Source organism: Candidatus Foliamicus sp., assembly GCF_965221325.1.
GTDB lineage: Bacteria > Pseudomonadota > Gammaproteobacteria > Steroidobacterales > Foliamicaceae > Foliamicus.
On record NZ_OZ244880.1, the window covers coordinates 1,992,211 to 2,012,731 of the forward strand.

A 20,521-nucleotide genomic window follows, 5' to 3' on the forward strand; every position below is an offset into this window, starting at 1 on the left:
TCCCGAAAGCCGCCTTTGCCGTGCAGCAGAAACTCCGCCTAAGGGCGCAGAAAAAGCATGGGCGGTTGTAGTCACTCCATTGCTGCCACCCGACTGGGTAATTGCACCTCCTTTGACGTGCACGATACCGATCTGGCAAATGCTTGTGCGATCGGCATTGGCCGTTTCGACGTCAATTGCGTTAAATGTCAGCACTTCTGTCCGCCTTGCCCAGGATTTGCAGGAATTGGGCTGCATCCAGCACCTGTACGCCCAGAGTTCTTGCTTTGGCGAGCTTGCTGCCTGGATTGGCTCCTGCAACCAGGTAATCGGTCTTCTTCGACACGCTGCCGACGACGTGTCCTCCCGCTTCAAGAATCAGTTCGCGCGCCTTGCCTCGGGTCATGTCCTGCAGCGCGCCGGTCAGCGCCAGCGTCTTTCCGTGCAAAGGCCCGGTGGATGAGTCCACAGCGGCGTCGCTTTCCGGCCAATTCACCCCGGATTGCCGCAGCTCTTCAATAAGCCGCGCGTTTTCCGACGAATCAAAGAACTTGCGGATTTGTTCGGCCACTATTTCACCCACGTCGCGCACATCGCACAGTTGCTCTTCGTCCGCCGCCAGCAGCGCGTCCAGACTGCCGAAGCGCCGGGCCAGCGTTTCAGCCGTGATCCGGCCCACGTCACGAATGCCCAATGCGTAGAGAAAACGCGCCAAGGTAGTCCGCTTCCGCTCTTCGATGGCTGTTGCCAGTTTGTTTGCGCGCTTGGCGCCGAACTGTATCGTGATCACCATGTTCGAAATATGTTTCTTCTTCCGGTCAAGTTGGAATAGATCTCCCACGCTCTGAATCACCTGTTCGTCAACCAGACGGCTTATCCACCCCGGGCCCAACTCCTGCATATTCAGGCCCTGCGGGCTAGCCAGCCGAACAAGCTTGGACGTGAGGGATCGCGTGCCGGGACCATTGGTGAGCAAAGCGCCCTGCCCTTCTTGCGTGACTCGGTCCCGATCAAGCAACCGTTCAAGCGTCTCGGATTCGGAGGAAATGCCATCCCATGTCACGCCGGCAGCGAGCAAATCCGCGATCAGCTTTCTGTTCTGCGCCTGCGCGAAGAATGCGGCAACCGCCGTCGCCGCCGCTTGGTTCACGCCGGGTACCCGCTGCAACTCTTCCGCAGAAGCACGGACCACGGAATCAAGTTTCTTGTAATGGTCTGCAAGGCGCGCTGCTGTTTTTGCCCCGACACGAGGAATCCCCAGGGCATTCAGGAACTGCGGCAACCTGGTGTGCTTTGCGTAGTTGACCGTCTCGACCAGCCTTTCCGCGAATTGCATTCCGGCGGGCTTTTGTATGGCCAAGGCCGCAAACTCGTCCTCGCCCATGCGAAAGATGTCGGGGATGCTCCGCACCCGACCCTCTTCAACCAACTTGTCTATCCATTCCGCGCCCAAGCCCTCGATATCCATCGCCTCTCTGGACAGAAAGTGCAGGATTGCGGCCTTGAGCTGAGCGGGACAGGCGAGCGCGCCGGTGCAGCGCGCCACGGCTTCATCCTCGGGAAGCGCAACCGCGGCGCCGCATGCCGGGCACTGCGTGGGCAGTTCGGGCGCCGGTGGATTGCCGGCGCGATGTTCGGGCAGTGAGCGAACCACTTCCGGAATAACGTCGCCGGCGCGCCGCACTACGACCGTATCGCCCACGCGAACATCCTTGCGTAGAAGTTCGCCATAGTTGTGCAGGGTCGCGTTGCCCACCGTGGCCCCGCCCACGAACACCGGCTCCAGGCGCGCAACGGGAGTGAGCGCCCCGGTGCGTCCGACCTGGAATTCGATGGCCCGCACAGTGGTGGTGCGCTCTTCGGCCGGGAACTTCTGCGCCACCGCCCAGCGTGGCGCTTGCGAAGACTCCCCGGCCTGGTCGCGCAAGTCGAAGCGGTCGAGCTTGTACACCACGCCGTCGGTCGCGTAATCGAATTCGTTGCGCCGAGCCAGAATTCGCTCGTAGTGCCGGGCGCATCCCGCCGTTCCGCTCACGCGCTCGGCGTGCGGGCACACCTTGAGGCCCCATGACTGCATCAGCCGCAGCAACTCGACTTGGCCGGACGCTGCGGGTACATCCTCTGCGCGGCCCACGCCATGGGCGAAAAAATCCAGCGAACGTTTCTGCGCCAGCTTCGGATCCTTCTGCCGCAGCGCGCCGGCCGCCGCATTGCGCGGATTGACCAGAGCTTTATCGCCCTCTTTGCGGGCGTTCTCGTTGTAGCGCCGAAACGCCGCCAAGGGCATGAACACTTCGCCGCGCACCTCCACGCGATCCGGCACATGGGGGCCGGACAGGCGCGTCGGCAGCGAATGAATAGTCAACGCAGTATGGGTGACATCCTCGCCGGTGCGGCCGTCGCCGCGGGTGGCGGCCCGCACCAGGACTCCGCGTTCGTAAGCCAGGCTCAAGGCCACGCCATCCACCTTGGGTTCGGCGGAATAGAGCCTTTCCTCCGCGTCGTCCAGACGGCCCGCGAGACGACGGTCGAATGCTTCCAGTTCCTCGAAATCGAAAACGTTTTCCAGCGAAAGCATGGGCGCGGCATGCTGCACAGGGGCGAACGCGGGGCTGGGACGGAAGCCGACCAACTGCGTAGGGGAATCCGCAGTGGCGAGCTCGGGATGCGTCCGCTCGAGCTCGCGCAGCTCCCGGCACAGCGCGTCGTAAGCGGAATCGGGAATTTCCGGAGCATCCTGCTCGTGGTACAGCCGGTTGTGTCGGAGAATCTCGCTCCGCAGCCACCGCGCACGTTCTTCTGTATCGGCCGGGGACGCTTGCGGCGGCGAATCAGGCGGCGGCAAGACGCACGGCCTCTTCCAAATCGACTGTAACAATGCGCGAAATGCCCGGTTCCTGCATGGTTACGCCCAACAGGCAATCCACCGCCTGCATGGTGCTCTTGTTGTGCGTGACCACCAGGCACTGCAGGGTGGACGACAACTCGGAAATCAACTCGCAGAATTTCGCTACGTTCACGTCGTCCAGTGCCGCATCGACTTCGTCGAGCATGCAGAAAGGCGACGGATTGAGCTGCACCACGGCGACCAGAAAGGCAATGGCGGCCAGCGACTTCTCGCCGCCGGACAGCTGGCTCACGCGCACATTGCGCTTGCCGGGAGGATGCACAACGAAACGGATGTCGGCCGTGAGCGGGTCGTCACCCTCGAATGTCAAGGCGGCCCGCCCGCCCCCGAATAGGCGGGCAAAATTCAGATCGAAACCCTTGCTCACGGCTTTGCCGGTTTCCGCCAGACGCGAGCGGGTTTCGCGGTCGAGCCGCCCCATGGTGTTTTCCAGCGTCTCCAGTGCGCTGGTCAGGTCGGTGTGCTGCGCGTCGAGGTAGTCCTTGCGCTCGTTAAGCTCGGCAAGCTCCTGTTCCGCCGCCAGGTTGACCGGACCAATGCGCTCAAGTCGCCTCTCGACTTTTTCCAGAGCCAGTTCCAGATCCTCGGCGGCGGCATCTTCGGGTAGTTCCCCGAGGATTTCGCCGAGCTCGTGGCCGGTGCGGGATAGTTGCTCGCCCAGCCCGTCACGGCGAACCTCCAACTCTCGTCTCTCGATCCGCGTCTGGTTGAGTTTCTCGCGCTCTTCGTTGAGCCGCGCGTGGAGCGCGGAGCGACCGGATTCGGCGCCGGCAAGTATGGAATCGGCCTCTTCGCGGGCCTGACGGGCCTCGTCGAGGGAATGATCCACTTCGGGCTTGCGTTGGAGCGCGGCTTGGAGGCTGCTGCGCGCGGTCTGCAGGGTTTCGTCCGACTCTCCGCTCAAAACGCCAAGACGCGCGATGCGCTCCCGCGTGGTGCTGATGTCGGCAGTTATTCTCTCGCAAGCCCGGGTGGCGGCGCGAAGCTGCGGCGCCAGTTCGGCCTGACGGCGCTCCAACTCCCGCGTAGTCTCCCGTGCTTCGGCGGTCAGAGCGCGAAGTGCCTGGATGTCCAGCGTGGCGTCGGGCTTGCGTGCGAAAACGTCGTCGCGCCGCGCTGCGGCGCGCTCAAGATCTTCCGCCAGCCTTTCGAGACTTTCCCGCAGCCGAATCCGGTTCGAATCCCCGGACAAATCCTGCAACGCCGGCGCTGCGAATTCTTCGCTGTTGGCCAAGGCGGCATTGATCGCCGCGATTTCCGCCTCGCGCTCCAGTGCACCTTCCGCGCCCTGACCGGCCACGCGTAGCCAGCCCCGGCCCAGCCACACTCCTTCTGGAACAACCACCGATTCGTTTTCGGCCAAGTCGTGCAGCATGCCAAGCGCCGTGGACACATCCGGCGCCGTGCGCACCTGGGCAAGCAGCTCCGCCGTCGCGCCGGCGCCGCGCACTTCGGCAAGCAGCGTTCCCGCAGCCTGCCCGGAACGGCGATCCTCTCCCTGTTCCACCAGCACAACGCCCGGCGCCCACTCTGACTGTTCCGAAAGCTCTTCGATCTGCGCGACACTGGTGGCCTCGACGAAGTCTCCGAGGACCAGCTCCACGGCGGCGCGCCAACGGCGCGAGACCTTGAGGTGCTGCGATAAACGAGGCCGTTCCGCCAATCCGCGGCTGGCCAGCCAGGCGACGGCCTGCTCGCCGCCGCGCCGCCGCGCCGATTCCTGAAGCGATTTCAGACCCGCCAACCGCTCGCGCAGTAGCAGTTCGCGCTGCTGGGCCAAGGACTGAAACTGCATCTCCGCCGCGTGCTTGTCTGCCTGCCAGCCCGATTGGCGGTCCACTGCTTCCTCGGCGCGGGCGCGCATATCACTTTCCCGTTTGCGGGCAGCCGCCAGTTCCGGCTCCAGGCCGCCCAGCAACTGCGCCTGTCTTTCGCGCGCGGCGGTTTCGCTCGCAAGTTCCTCGCGCAATGCGCTCAACCGCGGCTCCAACTGCTCAAGTTCGGCCTTCCGCTCCCGCGCCAGAGCTTGTTGCGTTTGCAACGTATCCTCCAGCCCTGCGATCTCGGCCTGCAGCGCGTAGAACGCGCGATTGGCTTCGTCAAAGGCCGTCTGGGCCAGGCTGTGCGTTTCGCGCGCCTCGGCAATACGCGATTCCAGGGCGCGGTACTCGGCTTCCACCCGGGCCAGCGCTGTTTCTCCAGCCTTGGCGCCCGCCTGCCGTTCATCCAGCAAGCCGTTCAACGCACGGATGTCCAATGCCAGACGCTGCGCCGTTAGCCGCCGCTTTTCGCTCATGTTCTTGCGGTACCGGCTGGCCGCCGAGGCTTGGCGGCGCAGCCGCCGCAAGCTGCTGTCGAGCTCGGCCCGGCGTTCGGCCAGCTTCTCCAGGTTGGCGCGCGTTCGAGCGATACGCAAAGTGGTCTCGCGCCGCCGCTGCCGGTATCCGGACACCCCGGCGGCCTCTTCCAGGTAGGCCCGCAATTCGTCCGAACTGCCTTCCACCAGAAGGTTGATCATGCTCTGCTCAATGATCGCGTAGCCGCCTATCCCCAAGCCGGTGCCGGCAAACAACTGCGTGATGTCCTTGCGGCGGCAGCGGGAGTTGTTGAGAAAGTACTCGGACACGCCATCCCGCCGAACTGTGCGCCGGACGCTGATTTCGCTGTAGTCGGCGAAGCGCGAGTGCGGGCTGGGCTGGGTATTGTCGAACGACAGTTCCACGGTGGCCGCGCTCAGCGCGGTGCGCTGGGACGAGCCGTTGAAAATGACCTCGGCCATGGCGCCACTTCGCAGTTGACGGGCCGAGATTTCGCCCAGCACCCAACGCACGGCATCAATGATGTTCGATTTGCCGCATCCGTTGGGACCGACTATGGCGAGTGCGGCGTCGGGAATTTCGATATTGACCGGGTCCGGAAACGACTTGAAGCCGGCCAGACGAATTCTCTTGAGTTGCATCAGTCCGGCGACCGCGTCATGTATTGCTTCAGAAGCAGCGGAAGGGAGCGAGAAAACGGACTTCTGCGATGGATGTGGTTATCCTCCAGCCTGCGAGAACACGCCGGCCACACTGTCGCTCGCCCGGAATTCCTGAAACTGGCGCAATTTCTGCGCTAGGTTCTCAAAGGCGGGGCCACTGGTGTAAATTGCCCGCTCATGAACCCCAATCTGGACACTTTTCCCAACCCCCGCACGGGCCGCAATTATACCATTCGCGTACGCGCGCCCGAGTTCACCTGCCTGTGCCCCAAGACGGGCCAGCCGGACTTTGCGGTGCTCGTAATCGACTACGTTCCGGACGCGCTGTGCGTCGAATTGAAGTCGTTGAAACTGTACCTGAACGCGTTTCGCGAGCGCGGCGCATTTCATGAAGCAGTGACCAACCAGGTCCTCGACGATCTGGTCGCCGCGGTACAGCCCAGATTCATGCGGCTGAAGGCTCGATTCAACGTGCGGGGCGGCCTTTACACCACGGTAAAGGCCGAGCATCGCGCACCCGGCTGGACGCCCGGCGCCGGGATCGAGGAACCGCACTCCGGGGAAGCGGCGTCAAAGCTATAATTCCGCGCGCTCGCCGGACCATGAAAGACCAACCCATACATGGCATTGCTCCCTATCGCCCGAAGAAGGGCGAGAAATACATGAACGATGCCCAGCTTGAGCACTTCCGCAAGATATTGCTGGCGTGGAAGGCCGAACTGATGAATGAAGTGGAACGCACCGTGCATCACATGCGCGACGACGCCAGCAATTTCCCCGATCCCAGCGACCGTGCCACACAGGAATCCGAATTCGGCCTCGAATTGCGCACCCGCGACCGCGAGCGCAAGCTACTGAAGAAGATCAACGCCGCCTTGGAGCGCATCAATGACGGCAGCTACGGCTACTGCGAAGAAACCGGCGAGGAGATCGGGCTTGAGCGGCTGCAGGCCCGCCCCGTGGCCACCTTGTCCGTAGAAGCGCAACAGCACCGCGAGTTGGCCGAACGCCAATACCGCGACCGCACCACCCGCTAAAACGCGCGGCGGCGGCGCAAGCTGCGCACCCAGGCCGGGAAAGGCCGGTAGTGGCGCATGGTAGATATAATCTAGGAAAGCTTAAGCCGCAAGGAGTGCAGCTATGACCACCGCCGCGTTCGATACGCTATCCGCCGCCAAGGCGCTCAGAGAAGCGGGATTGGATAGCCGGCAAGCGGAAGCAATCGCCGCCCAATTACGCGCTGCTGCCGAAGCCGACCGTAGCGAGCTTGTCACTCGTGGCGAGTTCTACCGCGCGCTCTGGATCCAGGGTGCGGGAATTGTCGCCATACTGGGCGTGTTGCAATTTTTGCCGATCTAGCTCGAAAATTGCGCCGGATTCCGGGCTAGAACGCGCGGCGGCGGCGGCGGCCACGTTTGGGACCCGCGCCTTCGGGAGCGGGGGCGTCGTTGGAGAGGCCGCGCATGGTAAGGCGGATGCGGCCGCGGCCGTCCACTTCCATAACCCGAACCTTCACGGGGTCGCCCGACTTCAGCAAGTCGCTGGTGCGCTCGATGCGCCGTTCCGACATCTGGGAAATGTGCACGAGGCCGTCGGTGCCGGGCAGCAGCGTCACGAAAGCGCCATAGTCCATAACGCTCGCAACGGTGCCGTCATACACCTTGCCCACCTCGATCTCCTGCACCCGGCTGCGGCTGGGTCCGGGGCCCGCGTCCGTGGCGGAGGAATCCTCCTCGCCATCCAGATTGCGCATGCTCAAGCGGATGCGCCCCTGGCGGTCAACTTCGAGCACCTTTACACGGACCGCGTCGCCTTCCGCGAGGCGATCGCTGACGCGGTCCACGCGCTGGTCGGAAATCTGCGAAATATGCACGAGGCCGTCCTTGCCGGGAACAATCGTAACGAAGGCGCCGAAGTCCATAAGGCGAGCCACCTTGCCCTCATATACCTTGCCGACTTCCACGTCGGAAGCGATCAGTTCGACGCGACGGCGGGCCTCGCGACCGGATTCGCCATCCACGGAAGCGATCTTCACGGTGCCGTCGTCCTCGATATTGATCTCGGCGCCGGTCTCTTCCGTGATGGCACGGATCACCGCGCCGCCTTTGCCGATAACGTCGCCGATTTTCTCCCGGTCGATCTGCATGGTGAAAATCGACGGCGCCCAATCAGAAACCGTCTCGCGGGAAGCGGAGATCACGTCATTCATGGCGGAAAGCACGTGCAGCCGCGCTGCGCGCGCCTGTTCCAGCGCTTCGGCCATGATGTCGCGGTTGATGCCGTCGATCTTGATGTCCATCTGCAATGCGCTAATGCCTTCCTCGGCACCCGCCACCTTGAAGTCCATGTCGCCGAGGTGGTCCTCGTCTCCCAGGATATCGGTCAGAACAGCGTAGCGCTCACCGTCCTTTACCAGGCCCATCGCGATACCGGCCACCGGCGCCTTCAACTTTACTCCGGCGTCCATCAGCGCCAGGCTGGAGCCGCAAACACTGGCCATGGAGCTCGAGCCGTTCGACTCGGTAATTTCCGACACTACGCGGATCACGTACGGGAAGTCCTCCATGTCGGGCAGCACCGCGGCGATACCCCGGCGCGCTAGTCGGCCGTGGCCGATCTCGCGCCGCTTGGGGCCGGTCATGAAGCCGGTCTCGCCCACTGAATACGGCGGAAAGTTGTAATGCAGCATGAAGCGGTCGCGGCTGCTGCCATCCAGTGCTTCGATGATCTGCGCGTCGCGGTCGGTGCCCAAGGTGGCTGTGACCAGGGCCTGCGTCTCGCCGCGGGTGAACAGCGCCGACCCGTGAGTTCGGGGCAACAGCCCCACCTCAATATCCAGGCCGCGCACCGTGACGTTGTCGCGGCCGTCAATGCGCGGCTCGCCGGCAAGAACGCGCTCGCGTACCAAGTGCTTCTCCAGGTTCTTGAGCGCGGAGGCGACATCGCCCGCCGAGAAAGCGTCTGCGTCTTCGGACGCCAGCGCCTCCGCCACGCGGACGCGGATTTCCCGCAGCCGCTCGTTGCGCTGGGTCTTGTCGGTTACGGTATAGGCTTCCGCCAAGTCCTGCTCGGCGACTTTCGCCACTTCGCCGGCCACTTCCTGGTTCTCTGCAGGTGGCTGCCAGTCCCAGGCCGGCTTGCCGGCCTCGGCGGCGAATTCCCGGATCGCGCCGATGGCCGTTTGCATCTGCTCATGGCCGAACAGGACGGCGTTGAGCATGATTTCCTCGGATAGCAGGTCGGCCTCGGACTCCACCATGAGAACGGCGTTCTCGGTTCCGGCCACTACCAGGTTGAGACGCGAAGAGGCCAGCTCCGCGGCAGTGGGATTGATAACGAATTCGTCATCGACCCAGCCTACCCGAGCCGCTCCTATGGGGCCGGCGCAGGGCAAACCCGAAAGCGCCATCGCCGCGAACGCGCCCAGCATGGCCGGCACGTCAGGGTCCACCTCCTGGTTGGTGGACAACACCGTCGCTATCACCTGCACATCGTGATGGAAGCCCTTCGGGAACATGGGCCGCAGGGGACGGTCAATCAGGCGGCAGGTAAGCGTTTCCTTTTCCGTCGGGCGCCCCTCGCGGCGGAAGAAACCGCCCGGAATGCGGCCCGCAGCATAGGTTTTCTCCTGGTAGTTGACAGTGAGCGGCAGAAAATCGCGGCTGGGGTCGGCCGTTCTGGCGCCCACCACAGTCACCAGCACAACGGTTTCCGACATGCTTACAACCACCGCGCCGTCCGCCTGACGCGCTATCCTGCCTGTTTCCAGCGTTACCGTATGGTTGCCGTACTGGAATTCTTTCTTTGTGATCGACACTGCTACCTCGCTTGCATTCATTTCGGCGCGCTGTTGGCGCGCGCATCAATTTCCTCCACGAATGGAGTCCCTGGGGCTGTCCTCTTAGGTTCGATTGGAAATCTCGGGACAGATGGCCTGCACTTTGGAAACGGACCAGTTTGGGAAGGTCCGATGGCTCACCGCGCCGTTCTCCGACCGCTCAGCGGCGCAGGCCGAGCCGGGAAATCAGCTTGGCGTAGCGCTCCTGATCCGTGTTTCTCAGGTATTTGAGCAGCCGGCGACGGCGATTCACCATGCGCAGCAAACCACTGCGCGAATGATGATCATGCTTGTGTTCCCGAAAATGGCCGGACAGCGCATTGATTCGCGCCGACAACAGCGCCACTTGCACCTCGGTGGACCCCGTGTCCTCCGGCCCGCGCTGGTATTCCTGCACGGTTGCGCTGATCCGGCTTGCGTCTAATGTCATCGATCAATCTTCGGTCCGTATTGGCAGTGCGTATTGTACCCGCGTTTGGGCTACAAGGGACCTGCAGGTCCAGGGCCTGTGCGGTTCACGCCAAGGCGGCAGCGGGACAGCACACTAGGCGTTGAACAGGCGGCGCGGCGCCACCTGACCGTTCAGAGTAACCTCGCCGATACCGATGAATCGCGCCGAGTCGGCGTATAGCCGCACCTCGCCGGGCTGCTGTCCGCGGCCTGCGGCCACCGGATTGCCGCGTTGCAGATAAAAACTCTCGTCGGCCGAAAGTCGCACCGCCGGCAATTGTTCCACCGCGGCATCGGCAGGCAGCAACATGTCGTCGAGCGCCGAATATCCCTTGGCGGCGGCGCTCTCCAGCGCTTCCATGCTGATCATGGATGTCTCCTCGAAAGGCGCCACACTCAGCCGCCGAAGCGCGCTGACACAGGCCAGCGTCCCCAGCGATTCGGCCAAGTCTTCGATCAGCGTGCGAACATAAACGCCGCTGCCGCAGGATACCGACAACATCGGCGCGGAGTGTGAGCATTCCTCGATCCTCAGGTCGTGGATCAGAACACGGCGCGGCGCCCGCTCCACGGTGCGTCCCTCGCGCGCCAGCTTGTAGAGCCGCCGGCCCTTGTGCTTCAGTGCCGAGTACATGGGCGGAACCTGCTCTATTTCCCCGGTAAAGCGCTCCAGGACCGCCTCCAACCGCTCGCGCGCCAAATGCACGGGCGTTGCTTCCCGCAACGTCGCGCCAGTTGTATCGCCCGTATCAGTCTTGCGACCGACCTCGGCCCTGACGCGGTAGCGCTTTTGGGCCTTGAGCAGGTAGGCGGACAGCTTGGTTGCTTCGCCCAGGCAAAGCGGCAACATGCCGGTTGCAATCGGGTCCAGGCTGCCCGTGTGCCCGGCCTTGCGGGCCGCGAACAAGCGCTTGACTCGCTGCAGGGCCTGGTTGGACGTCAAGCCTTCGGGTTTGTCGAGCAACAGCAGGCCGGTCACGTCCCGCTTGTCTCGGGAGCTGCCTGCCGGGTTCACCGCTAGGGTTCTCAGTCCGCCGCTGTTTTCGCTACCCGCGGGTCCTGGGAGCGCTCGCCGCCACTCTGCGCATCCTTGCGCACAGCCTCGTCAATCAGTTCGGCCAATGCGTCTCCGCGGGCCTGACTGTCATCCAGGACAAACCTCAGTTCGGGCTGCCGGCGCAAACGAAAGTGCTCGCCCAGGCGTCTTCGCATATATCCCGACGCCGACCGCAGCGAAGACGCCGCCATTGCCGGTCCGGACGGCCCCGGCAGGTACCAAACGCGGCACACGCTGAGGTCCCTGGAAAACCGCACGTGCGTAAATTCCACTCCGGCTAGCCGGGGGTCGCGCAATTCCGAATGCCGCATGGCAGAAATGATCCGCAACGCCCGTGGCGCCAGACGCTGTGCGCGGGTGAATTCGCGCGGCATGGGCTACATCCTTTGCCGCTGCCGCGGACTCGGTTCTGCAGCTATTCCACTCGCGCTCAGTGGCGAACTTCCTCCACGCTTTCGAAGCATTCGATTACGTCGCCTACCCGCACATTCTTGTAGTTTCGCACGCCAATTCCGCATTCGGTGCCAGCCCTGACCTGCTCGACATCGTCCTTGAAGCGGCGCAAAGATTCGAGTTCACCTTCGTATATCACCACACTGTCGCGCAGCACGCGGATCGGATTGTGGCGCTTGACCAGGCCATCGGTGACCAGACAACCGGCGATATCGCCGAACTTGGGCGACTGGAATACGTCGCGAACCTCCGCATTGCCGATGATCATTTCCCGAACCACAGGCGCCAGGCGGCCCTTGATGACTTCCTGGACGTCGTCGATCACCTCGTAGATGACGCTGTAGTAGCGCACTTCCACATTGCTGGCCTTGCGCGCCTGCTGGGCGGCCGGATCCATGCGCACGTTGAATCCGATAATGGTGGCCTCGGAGGCCGCCGCCAGGTTGATATCCGATTCGGTAATGCCGCCAACGCCGGAGGAGATAACTTCCACCTCCACTTCGTCGCGGCTAAGCCGCAGCAGCGCATCGCACAGAGCCTCCACGCTGCCGCGCACATCGGCCTTGATGAGCAGGCGCACTGTTTGCCCCTCGTCGCCGGCCGGAAACGTGCCGCTGAAAGCCGGCTGTCCCTGCTTTTGGCCCAATTGCTTCTCGCGCTCAGCCCGGGCACGAAATTCGGCCAACTCGCGCGCCGCGCGCTCGCTGCCGAACACCACGGCGCCCTGGCCCGCCTCCGGCGCGCCGGACAGCCCCTGAACCACCACCGGGAAGGACGGCAGCGCCCGCTCCATTTGCTTGCCGTGCTCGTCCCGCAAGGACTGCACCCGCCCGTATTCCGAGCCGGCCACCAGGATATCGCCCTTGCGCAGGCTGCCTTCCGTGATAAGCAACGTAGTTACCGGACCGCGGCCTGTCTCAATGCTGGATTCGATAACTGCACCCCGCGCGCCGCCCTCGGGCCGCGCGCGCAGTTCCAGCAATTCCGCCTGCAGCAGAACCTTCTCCAGCAGTTCATCAACGCCTTTGCCGGTGCGCGCCGATACTTCCGCAACTTGCGTGTCGCCGCCGTAATCCTCGGGCGCCAGACCCAAAACGTTCAACTGATTGCGCACCTGGGTGGGGTCGGCATCGTCAAGATCGATCTTGTTGATGGCCACCACGATGGGCACTTCGGCGGCCTGCGCGTGTTTGATCGCCTCTTCGGTCTGCGGCTTGACGCCGTCATCGGCGGCAATGACCAGGATCACGATATCGGTGAGGCGGGCCCCCCGCGCGCGCATGGAGGTAAAGGCCGCGTGGCCCGGCGTGTCCAGGAAAGTGACCGCGCCGCTGCCGGTTTGCACGCGGTAGGCGCCGATATGCTGGGTAATTCCGCCTGCTTCGCCCGCCACCACGCTGCTCTCGCGCAGGTGGTCCAAGAGCGAAGTCTTGCCATGATCGACATGCCCCATGATGGTTACCACCGGGTCCCGCGCCGCAGGCTCGCCGGCCACCGCCACCGCCCGCTGCGTGAGCGCCAGCTCCTCGTCCTTCTCGTCCTGCGCCACAACCTGGTGACCCAGCGCTTCGACGATGATCATTGCGGTGGTCTGATCCAGCGCATCGTTGATGCCGGCCAATACGCCTTCCTGCATCAACTTGGCGATCACCTTCTCCGCGCCCACCGCCATCTGGCGGGCCAGTTCGGACACTGTGATCGACTCCGGCACCTCCACGGTGCGGACCACCGGGGCGGACGGCCGAACAAAAGCGTTGACGTTCTCCACCATGGCCGTCGCCTTGCGCCCGGCCTTGCGCCGCCGGCTACGCCGCGGCCGAACATTCGCCGCTACGTGGAGCTCCTCTCGCGGCGGCACTTTTCTCGAACGCGACGCCTTGGACGTCCGTGCCTGTTTGCGGGCGGCGTCTTCGCGGGCGCGAGCGGCCTGAGCAGCTTCCGCCCGCTTCTTTTCTTCCGCCTTGCGCTCCGCTTCCTCGCGCTGCAGGCGCGCATGTTCCTCGGCCTTTTCCATTTCGGCCCGCTGCTCGGCCTTTTCGCGGGCCTCCTGCTCTGCCTGCTCCTGAGCCTTGCGCGCCGCTTCGCGCTCGGCCTGCTCTTTTTCTTCGCGCGCCTGTTCCTCGGCGCGCTTGAGTTCCTGCGCCTTGTCCTCGGCTTCCTTGGCAGCCTGCCCTTCCTGTTCCTGCCGCCGCGCCTCCTCTTCCTGGCGTTTGGCCAGGGCCTCGCGCTCCAAGGCGGCGCGATTGACGAACTTGCGCTTGCGCCTGAAGTCCACCTGAACCGCCCGGCGCCGCCCCTGGTCAACCTGCACCACCTCGACCGACTCGCGCCGGGTAATGCTGATCTCGCGCGGCACTACCGAGTCGCTGGTCTCCGCCGAGGAATGGCCGTGACGATTGCGCAGAAAAGCAAGCAATTCCTCGCGCGCGACATCGGGCACCGTCTGGCTGGCGTCTTCGAAACTATGTCCGGCACGCTCCAACTGATCCATCAGGTGCTCCACCGGCACCTTCAGGTTCTCGGCAAGTTTGGCAACAGTCAGATCAGTCATCATCGTCCTTTGCGGCGGCCTGCTCGTCCGCCGCTGCCGCTGCCTCTTCCTCCTCCTCGGAGAACCATGGCTCGCGGGCCGCCATGATCAGCTTACCGGCCGCTTCCTCGCTGAGTTCTTCGATATGCTCGGCCAGGTAATCGGCCTCTTCCCACGCCAGATCTTCCCGCGTGGACACGCCATGGGTAGCCAGCGAATAGGCCAGTGCGCGGGTCATGCCTTCCACCTCGAATAGATCTTCGGCGGGCGTTACCTGCTCCATCTGTTCCTCACGGCTCAGCGCGTCCATCAGCAGCACGTCGCGGGCGCGCCCGCGAAGCTGATCGACAAGCGGCTCGTCAAATTCCTCGATCGCATAGAGCTCGCCGACCGGCGAGTAGGCAATGCCTTCCAGGTCGGTAATTCCCTCGTCCACCAGCACCTGAGCCACATCCTCGCCCACCGACAACTGTTCGCGAAACATCTCGATCAACTGGCGGTTTTCGCTTTCGATCTTCGACTCGATCTCGGCCGGGGTCATCGCATTCAGCTCCCATCCCGTTAGCCGGCTGGCGAGGCGGATATTCTGCCCGCCGCGTCCGATTGCCTGCGACACCATGGACTCGGAAACCGCAATATCCATGCGATTGTGGTCCTCGTCCACCATGATTTGCACGACATCGGCCGGAGACATCGCGTTAACCACGAACTGCGCAGGGTTCTCGTCCCAAAGAATGATGTCCACGCGCTCGCCGGCGATTTCATTGGTCACCGCCTGCACTCGCGAACCGCGCATGCCCACGCAGGCGCCGACCGGGTCGATCCGTGGCTCCTTCGAACGCACTGCGATCTTGGCTCGGGCGCCCGGATCGCGGGCCGCGCCGAGGATTTCGATAAGGCCCTGACCGACTTCGGGAACCTCCACGTTGAACAGGGCCACGAGAAATTCGGGGCTGGTGCGCGTCAGCCTCAGTTGCGGCCCCCGGCTCTCGGTGGCCACCTCGTAGAGCAGCCCCTTGACGCGGTCCTGTGACCGTATCGGCTCGCGCGGAATCATCTGCTCGCGCGGCACAAAGCCTTCCACTCCGCCGCCGAGATCCACATAGACCCCATTGCGGTCCACGCGCTTCACGACCCCGCTCAGCAATTCGCCGATGCGCCCCTGGTAACGCTCGCGTATCAACGCGCGCTCGGCTTCGCGCACCTTCTGGTTAATGACATGCTTGGCCGTATAAGCGCCGATATGGCCCAGGTCCATCCCATCCATGGCGCGTTCCACGATGCCGCCGGGCTCGGCTTCGGGGTCCATGCGGAGTGCTTCGGCAAGGCGCAACTGGCGCGTTGGAGCTTCGATTTCCTCGGCCTCGTCCTCAAGGACTTCCCATTGCCGGAAGTACTCCTGCTCGCCGGTCTGCCGATCAATGGCGACGCGCACTTCCACGTCTTCGGCCAACAGCCTGCGCCGCGCGGCGGCCAGGCCGGCTTCAACGGCGGAAAACACGTCTTCCTTGCCGATCGCCTTTTCGTTCGAAAGCAGCTCAACAGCCTCGAGAATTTCCTTGCTGCCAAACATGACTCAACCCTTGAATCCGAATTGCGGCATCAGGCGCGCGACCTTGATGTCGTCCAGTTGAAACTGCATGTCGCCGCCGCCATTGCAGTGCAAGGCCACGCTGGCGCCTTGGCGCCCACGCAAGGTACCGCTGAAACTTCGGCGGCCATCAAGTTCGTTGTGCAGCCGGATGCGCACCTGCCGGCCGGCAAAGCGGTCGAAATGCTCCGGTTTGGCGAGCTTGCGATCCAAACCGGGCGACGACACTTCCAGGCTGTAGTGTCCCTGAATCGGATCCTCCACGTCCAGCAGCGCGCTGACCTGGCCGCTGACACGCTCGCAATCCTCAAGGTCCACACCCGCTTCCTGGTCGATGAACAAGCGCAGCACCTGCCCCGTATGCTCGCGCCTGAGCTCCAAGTCGGCCAACTCGTAGCCCATGGCTTCAACGCAAGGCGCCAAGAGCCCATTCAGCCTTTCCAGCATCACGTTCATAAGCCACAAAAAAGCCCCTCGCGGGGCTATCGCAAAACCAAAACTGGTAGCGGGGACAGGATTTGAACCTGTGACCTTCGGGTTATGAGCCCGACGAGCTGCCTGACTGCTCCACCCCGCAACCGCGAGTCGCGCGATTATACAGGAAAATTCCCCGCCGACTGCCGTGCCCAGCCCGCATGGGAACGCTTGGGCGCCTATCTCCGCGTTGGTCCAGGAACGCGGCGCGAACGGGGTATGGGTGCTAACATGGGTGCGTCTCAGCCGCGCGGCGGAGACCGGCTGGAAGCGTTATCTTGTAGGGGGACATCATCATGACGCAAACCGCGGGGAAGAACTACGCCGGAGTATGGGACAGCCGGCTTGGCTTCGGAAAGCAACCGGTGGTTATCGCCATTGACCTGCTCAAGGGCTACACCACGGAGGGATCGCCTCTTTATGCGCCAGGCGTGGTCGCCTGCGTAAAGGAAGTTCCCGAAGTGCTCGAAGCGGCGCGCGCCAGGAGCGTACCGGTCATCCACACCCGCGTTTTGTACAACCCGGCCAACTTCGAGGATGGCGGAATCTGGACCGTCAAGGCGCCGGTACTGAAGGACTTGGTACCAGGCAACCCGTATGCCGAATTCTGCGACGAAGTGGCGCCGCCGGCAGGAGAAACAGTGCTCACCAAGAACTACGCGAGCTGCTTTTTCGGCACCAGTCTCTCCTCCATCCTTGCAGCCAAAGGCGCCGACACGCTGATCATTGTCGGCTGCACCACTTCCGGCTGCATCCGCGCCTCCGCCGTGGACGCCGTACAGCACGGATACCGGCCGATCGTGGTGCGCGAGTGCGTCGGCGACCGGCATGACGGCCCGCACGAAGCCAACCTGTTCGATATCCATGCGAAATACGGCGATGTGGTAAGCAAAGCCGAAACACTCGAATACCTTCAGGGGCTTCAAACGCGCTGACCCGCCCACTGCGGCCATCGAACAGAGGAGAAGAACATGTCCAAGCTTACCCAGACCCGCCACTATGACTACGTGCCGCTCATCGACCGGGAGCCTTTCAAGCTGCCGGACGGCGCGCGCGTGGCCGTGATGCCGTATCTCAATATCGAGCACTTCCCGGCCGACATTCCGGGCACCGCGCTGGTGCCCGGAACGCAGCAATTCAATCCCGATCCGCTCAACTACGGCTGGCGCGACTACGGCAACCGGGTCGGACTCTGGCGCATGATGGACCTGATGGACGAATGCAACGCACGCGGCACCGTGTGCCTGAATTCCGAGATCATTCGCGAGTATCCGCGCATCATCGAGGAAGGCATGGCGCGCAACTGGGCCTGGATCGGGCACGGCGTAAACAATGCCCCGGCCAACTTCATCAGCAATATCGACGAGGAGCGTGAGCGCGAGATACTGTCATCGGTGCTCGACGCCATGGCGAAGACGATTGGACGGCCCACCAAGGGCTGGCTCAGTCCCTTCTTGACCCATACCGACAACACGCCGCGCCTGCTCGAAGAGTTCGGCGTCGAATACCTCTGCGACTACACGGCCGACGACCATCCGTTCCGCTTCAATACGCCGAAAAACAACCTGATTGCCGTGCCCTACACCGTCGAGTTGAACGACATTCCGGCATTCGGCAACGTGGGCGTGTCGTCGGAAGCCTTCGGCGACATGATCATCGATCAATTCGATGTGCTCTACGAGGAAGGCGCCAGCAATGCCCGCTGCATGCCGATCTGTCTGCACACTTTCTGGGTGGGCCAGCCCAACAAGTTCAAGCACCTGGCGCGGGCTTTCCGCTACATGGCCAAGCACGAAGGCGTCTGGTTCACTACCAGCGACGACGTCAACGACTGGTACCGCGCGAACTACATGTAAAACAAAGGCGGGGGCAGCGGCCCTGCCCCCGCCTTCCTGGGGGCCGTCAGTCGCCTGGCTGCTGGATGTTCAGGAGCTGATTGGCGGCAACGTTCTCGCGCATCGTCGTGGAACCGTCCGGCCATTCCACCACGATGTCGGCCTGGGTATCGCTGCCCAAACCGAACACCTGGACCAGGGGGTTCTGGGAGGTGAAGTTGCTGCCGACGGTGATCTCCCGCAACTGCTCCCCGCCGGAAGCGGTAAGCCGGATACGCGCGCCCGCAGCGGCCGTATTGGGCGACCGACCCTCCAGCTTGACCCGCAGGAAATTGTTGGCGCTCGTGTCGTTGCGCCAAAGCGTACCGGCGTTGTTCTCATTGCGATGCATCAGGAACACGTCCGTATCGCCGTCATTGTCGAGGTCTCCGCAAACGACGCCGTGCCCGCGTTCGTTATCGACAATGCCCGCCTCTACGGACTGTTCCGTGAAAACGCCCGCGCCGTCGGAAATGAACAGCCGGCTGGGGTCGGTGTCGAAGTTATAGTCGGCGAAGCGGGCGACAGGCACCCAGCCGTTGGTGTGATAGAGGTCGAGATCGCCGTCGTTGTCGAAATCGGCAAAGCAGGAGCCCCAGCCCCAGCTCCCGTCGCGGACGCCGGCTTCTTCGGTAGCGTCGGACAGCGTACCGCCGTCATTGCGATACAGGCGATTGCCGTGCTCGAAAAGCTGTTCGCCGTTCTCGTCCGGATCGGTCCAGATGGAACTTACGAACCAGTCCAGATCGCCATCCCCGTCGTAATCGCCTACTGCCGCGCCCATGCCGTTGCCGTCGATGATCACCTCGCGGTCCGTCGCGTCACGAAAACTGCCGTCGCCTTCATTGATGTAGTACCTCGAAGTACGAAAGTCGGAGGCGATTACCAAGTCCGGATAGCGGTCCTCCGTGATACGCGCAAAAATGGGGCTGAACGTGTAGTCGTGCCCGTCTCCGCCGAATGACCCCTGCGGATCGTCATCAATGATCGTTTCAGCAATTCCCGAAGCAAGGCTCACATCCGTGAAGCGAATGACGCCGTTCTCCGTGTCGTTGCGCCACAGATTCTCGGTCGAGTAAGGCCAAGTGTCGTCCTTGGGCCGTGGCGTACCCCAATGGCTGAGGAACAGGTCCAGGTCGCCGTCGAGATCGTAGTCGCCAAACGCCGATGAGAGGGTGTAGCGCGCGTTCATCTGCTCCAGGCCCGAACCCGCGGTAACGTCCGTGAACGTGCCGTCGCCGTTGTTGCGGTATAGCTTGGCCGGATCGCCCTCGGTGCCGCCAATGAAAAGATCAAGGTGGCCATCGCCATCAAGGTCGGCGAAGCCCGGACCGCTGTGCTTGTAGCTCTCGGACGCGGAGCGGGTAAACGCCACACCGGCCTCGGCGGCCCTGTCCTCGAACGTGTTGTTGCCCAGGTTGCGGTAGAGCAGGTTGGGGCCTATGTCGCCGCGCACCACGAACAGGTCCACCCAACCGTCGTTGTCGTAGTCGCCGGCCGCCACCCCGCCGCCGAACTCGCGAACATCGGCATCCTGCGCCAGACCTTCGCCGTTGCCGTTGTCCAGATATCCGCGCTGGAATTGGAGGCCCGACCCGGCGGTGGCATCGACGAAAGCAACGGAAAGCATCACGTCGTTTACCGTGATCGTGACATCGGCGGTGGTCGAAGCGCTCCCGTCGCTGGCCGTGAGCGTGACCTGCACCGACGTTTCGCTCTCGAAATCGAGCGACTGATCGTTCTTGAGCTTGAGGTTTCCTTCGCTCACTTCGAAACGGTCGTCGCTGACCGAAACAGTGACCGTATCGCCATCAGGGTCGCTGGTCTCCACGCTGGCAATCTCCGCACCGGCCTGGTTCTCGTCCACGGACGCCGTAGAAGACACCGTGATGGTAGGCGCGCTATTAGGCGGCGGAGGCTCCGGCGGGGGCGGCCCGTCCGAGCCTCCGCCGCCGCAGGCGCTGAGCAGACTCAGCATGAGCGCTGCCGGCAGCGCTGGCCCGAATATGGCGCCCGCCGGCGCGCACTTGATTGCGGTGATTCTCGTGTCCACTCTATCCTGGTCCTCTGCTGCTCTGTAAAGCCAGGATTGCGAAGTTATCACAGCTCCGCCCTGGCGCGTAGCGCCGGTCATCGAATATGTTGAGTAATGTTCCTTTCTCCAATTCAGAGATGTCCCCACTTGTAACAAATGAACTTTCCGGTTCTCATCCCGGCGAGCGCGGCACCCTCTTTGACCGAGGGTCAACTCTCGCATAGTATCGTGTTCAATGGTGGTCGTTCCGGCTCGGTAACGACGGGGGACGAACCCAGCATGACGGGGGTGGGCCAATTGGGCGCACGCGGTAAACATGAAGGGGTCGGCGGCTGCAAAAGACCGGACCTCG

The 20,521-nt window shown here is 63.2% G+C and carries 15 protein-coding genes, 1 tRNA gene and 1 pseudogene; 5 read left to right on the forward strand and 12 right to left on the reverse strand.

Going from position 1 to position 20,521, the window contains the following annotated elements:
- Window positions 1–181: 181 nt before the first annotated feature.
- Window positions 182–2,824 (reverse strand): NAD-dependent DNA ligase LigA, encoded by a 2,643-nt coding sequence (ligA, locus tag ACWCOO_RS08515; protein ID WP_446830562.1) that lies wholly within the window; start codon window positions 2,822–2,824, stop codon window positions 182–184.
- Window positions 2,811–5,846: a chromosome segregation SMC family protein gene (locus ACWCOO_RS08520; protein WP_446830563.1), complete on the reverse strand. Its 3,036-nt coding sequence runs from the start codon at window positions 5,844–5,846 to the stop codon at window positions 2,811–2,813. Before ACWCOO_RS08520 ends, ligA begins: the two co-directional genes overlap by 14 nt.
- A gap of 198 nt (window positions 5,847–6,044) precedes the next feature.
- Here ACWCOO_RS08520 and queF point away from each other — a divergent pair, with 198 nt between their 5' ends.
- The 3 genes from queF (at window position 6,045) to ACWCOO_RS08535 (ending at window position 7,226) form a co-directional block, all read left to right on the forward strand.
- Complete coding sequence (gene queF / locus ACWCOO_RS08525) at window positions 6,045–6,449, forward strand: preQ(1) synthase (RefSeq protein ID WP_446830564.1); 405 nt, start codon at window positions 6,045–6,047, stop codon at window positions 6,447–6,449.
- Window positions 6,450–6,469: 20 nt separating this feature from the next.
- A complete protein-coding gene (gene dksA / locus ACWCOO_RS08530) occupies window positions 6,470–6,904 on the forward strand; it encodes an RNA polymerase-binding protein DksA (RefSeq protein ID WP_446830565.1) in 435 nt (144 codons plus the stop codon).
- Between the two features lie 103 nt (window positions 6,905–7,007).
- On the forward strand, window positions 7,008–7,226 hold the full coding sequence (locus ACWCOO_RS08535) for a hypothetical protein (RefSeq protein ID WP_446830566.1): 219 nt from the start codon (window positions 7,008–7,010) through the stop codon (window positions 7,224–7,226).
- Between the two features lie 25 nt (window positions 7,227–7,251).
- Here ACWCOO_RS08535 and ACWCOO_RS08540 read toward each other — a convergent pair whose 3' ends face one another.
- The 9 genes and pseudogenes from ACWCOO_RS08540 to ACWCOO_RS08580 form a co-directional block, all read right to left on the reverse strand.
- The gene (locus tag ACWCOO_RS08540; RefSeq protein ID WP_446832029.1) at window positions 7,252–7,620 is read right to left on the reverse strand and encodes a S1 RNA-binding domain-containing protein; all 369 of its coding nucleotides are present in this window, start codon (window positions 7,618–7,620) and stop codon (window positions 7,252–7,254) included.
- Window positions 7,600–9,705 (reverse strand): annotated as a pseudogene (gene pnp, locus ACWCOO_RS08545) (polyribonucleotide nucleotidyltransferase); the annotation flags it as partial. The gene ACWCOO_RS08540 and the pseudogene pnp, both read right to left, overlap by 21 nt.
- A gap of 160 nt (window positions 9,706–9,865) precedes the next feature.
- Entirely contained in the window at window positions 9,866–10,135 is a 270-nt protein-coding gene (gene rpsO / locus ACWCOO_RS08550) for a 30S ribosomal protein S15 (RefSeq protein ID WP_446830567.1), read from the reverse strand.
- 114 nt (window positions 10,136–10,249) lie between these two features.
- Window positions 10,250–11,134, reverse strand: a complete 885-nt coding sequence (truB, locus tag ACWCOO_RS08555; RefSeq protein ID WP_446830568.1) for a tRNA pseudouridine(55) synthase TruB — start codon at window positions 11,132–11,134, stop codon at window positions 10,250–10,252.
- A 47-nt stretch (window positions 11,135–11,181) separates the two neighbouring features.
- Complete coding sequence (rbfA, locus tag ACWCOO_RS08560) at window positions 11,182–11,586, reverse strand: 30S ribosome-binding factor RbfA (protein WP_446830569.1); 405 nt, start codon at window positions 11,584–11,586, stop codon at window positions 11,182–11,184.
- Between the two features lie 56 nt (window positions 11,587–11,642).
- Window positions 11,643–14,219, reverse strand: a complete 2,577-nt coding sequence (infB, locus tag ACWCOO_RS08565) for a translation initiation factor IF-2 (RefSeq protein ID WP_446830570.1) — start codon at window positions 14,217–14,219, stop codon at window positions 11,643–11,645.
- Complete coding sequence (gene nusA, locus ACWCOO_RS08570; RefSeq protein ID WP_446830571.1) at window positions 14,209–15,768, reverse strand: transcription termination factor NusA; 1,560 nt, start codon at window positions 15,766–15,768, stop codon at window positions 14,209–14,211. The genes infB and nusA overlap by 11 nt, the downstream gene beginning before the upstream one ends.
- Window positions 15,769–15,771: 3 nt before the next feature.
- A complete protein-coding gene (locus tag ACWCOO_RS08575) occupies window positions 15,772–16,242 on the reverse strand; it encodes a ribosome maturation factor RimP (RefSeq protein ID WP_446830572.1) in 471 nt (156 codons plus the stop codon).
- Window positions 16,243–16,286: 44 nt separating this feature from the next.
- A tRNA-Met gene (locus tag ACWCOO_RS08580) sits at window positions 16,287–16,363 on the reverse strand.
- A 193-nt stretch (window positions 16,364–16,556) separates the two neighbouring features.
- Between ACWCOO_RS08580 and ACWCOO_RS08585 the strand changes: the two genes are divergently transcribed.
- The gene (locus ACWCOO_RS08585) at window positions 16,557–17,195 is read left to right on the forward strand and encodes an N-carbamoylsarcosine amidohydrolase (protein ID WP_446830573.1); all 639 of its coding nucleotides are present in this window, start codon (window positions 16,557–16,559) and stop codon (window positions 17,193–17,195) included.
- Between the two features lie 36 nt (window positions 17,196–17,231).
- Window positions 17,232–18,116 carry a polysaccharide deacetylase family protein gene (locus tag ACWCOO_RS08590; protein WP_446830574.1) on the forward strand — a complete coding sequence of 295 codons (885 nt, stop codon included), beginning with the start codon at window positions 17,232–17,234 and terminating at the stop codon, window positions 18,114–18,116.
- A 46-nt stretch (window positions 18,117–18,162) separates the two neighbouring features.
- Here the strand turns inward: ACWCOO_RS08590 and ACWCOO_RS08595 are convergent, their stop codons facing one another.
- The gene (locus ACWCOO_RS08595) at window positions 18,163–20,187 is read right to left on the reverse strand and encodes an FG-GAP-like repeat-containing protein (protein WP_446830575.1); all 2,025 of its coding nucleotides are present in this window, start codon (window positions 20,185–20,187) and stop codon (window positions 18,163–18,165) included.
- Between the last annotated feature and the right edge of the window lie 334 nt (window positions 20,188–20,521).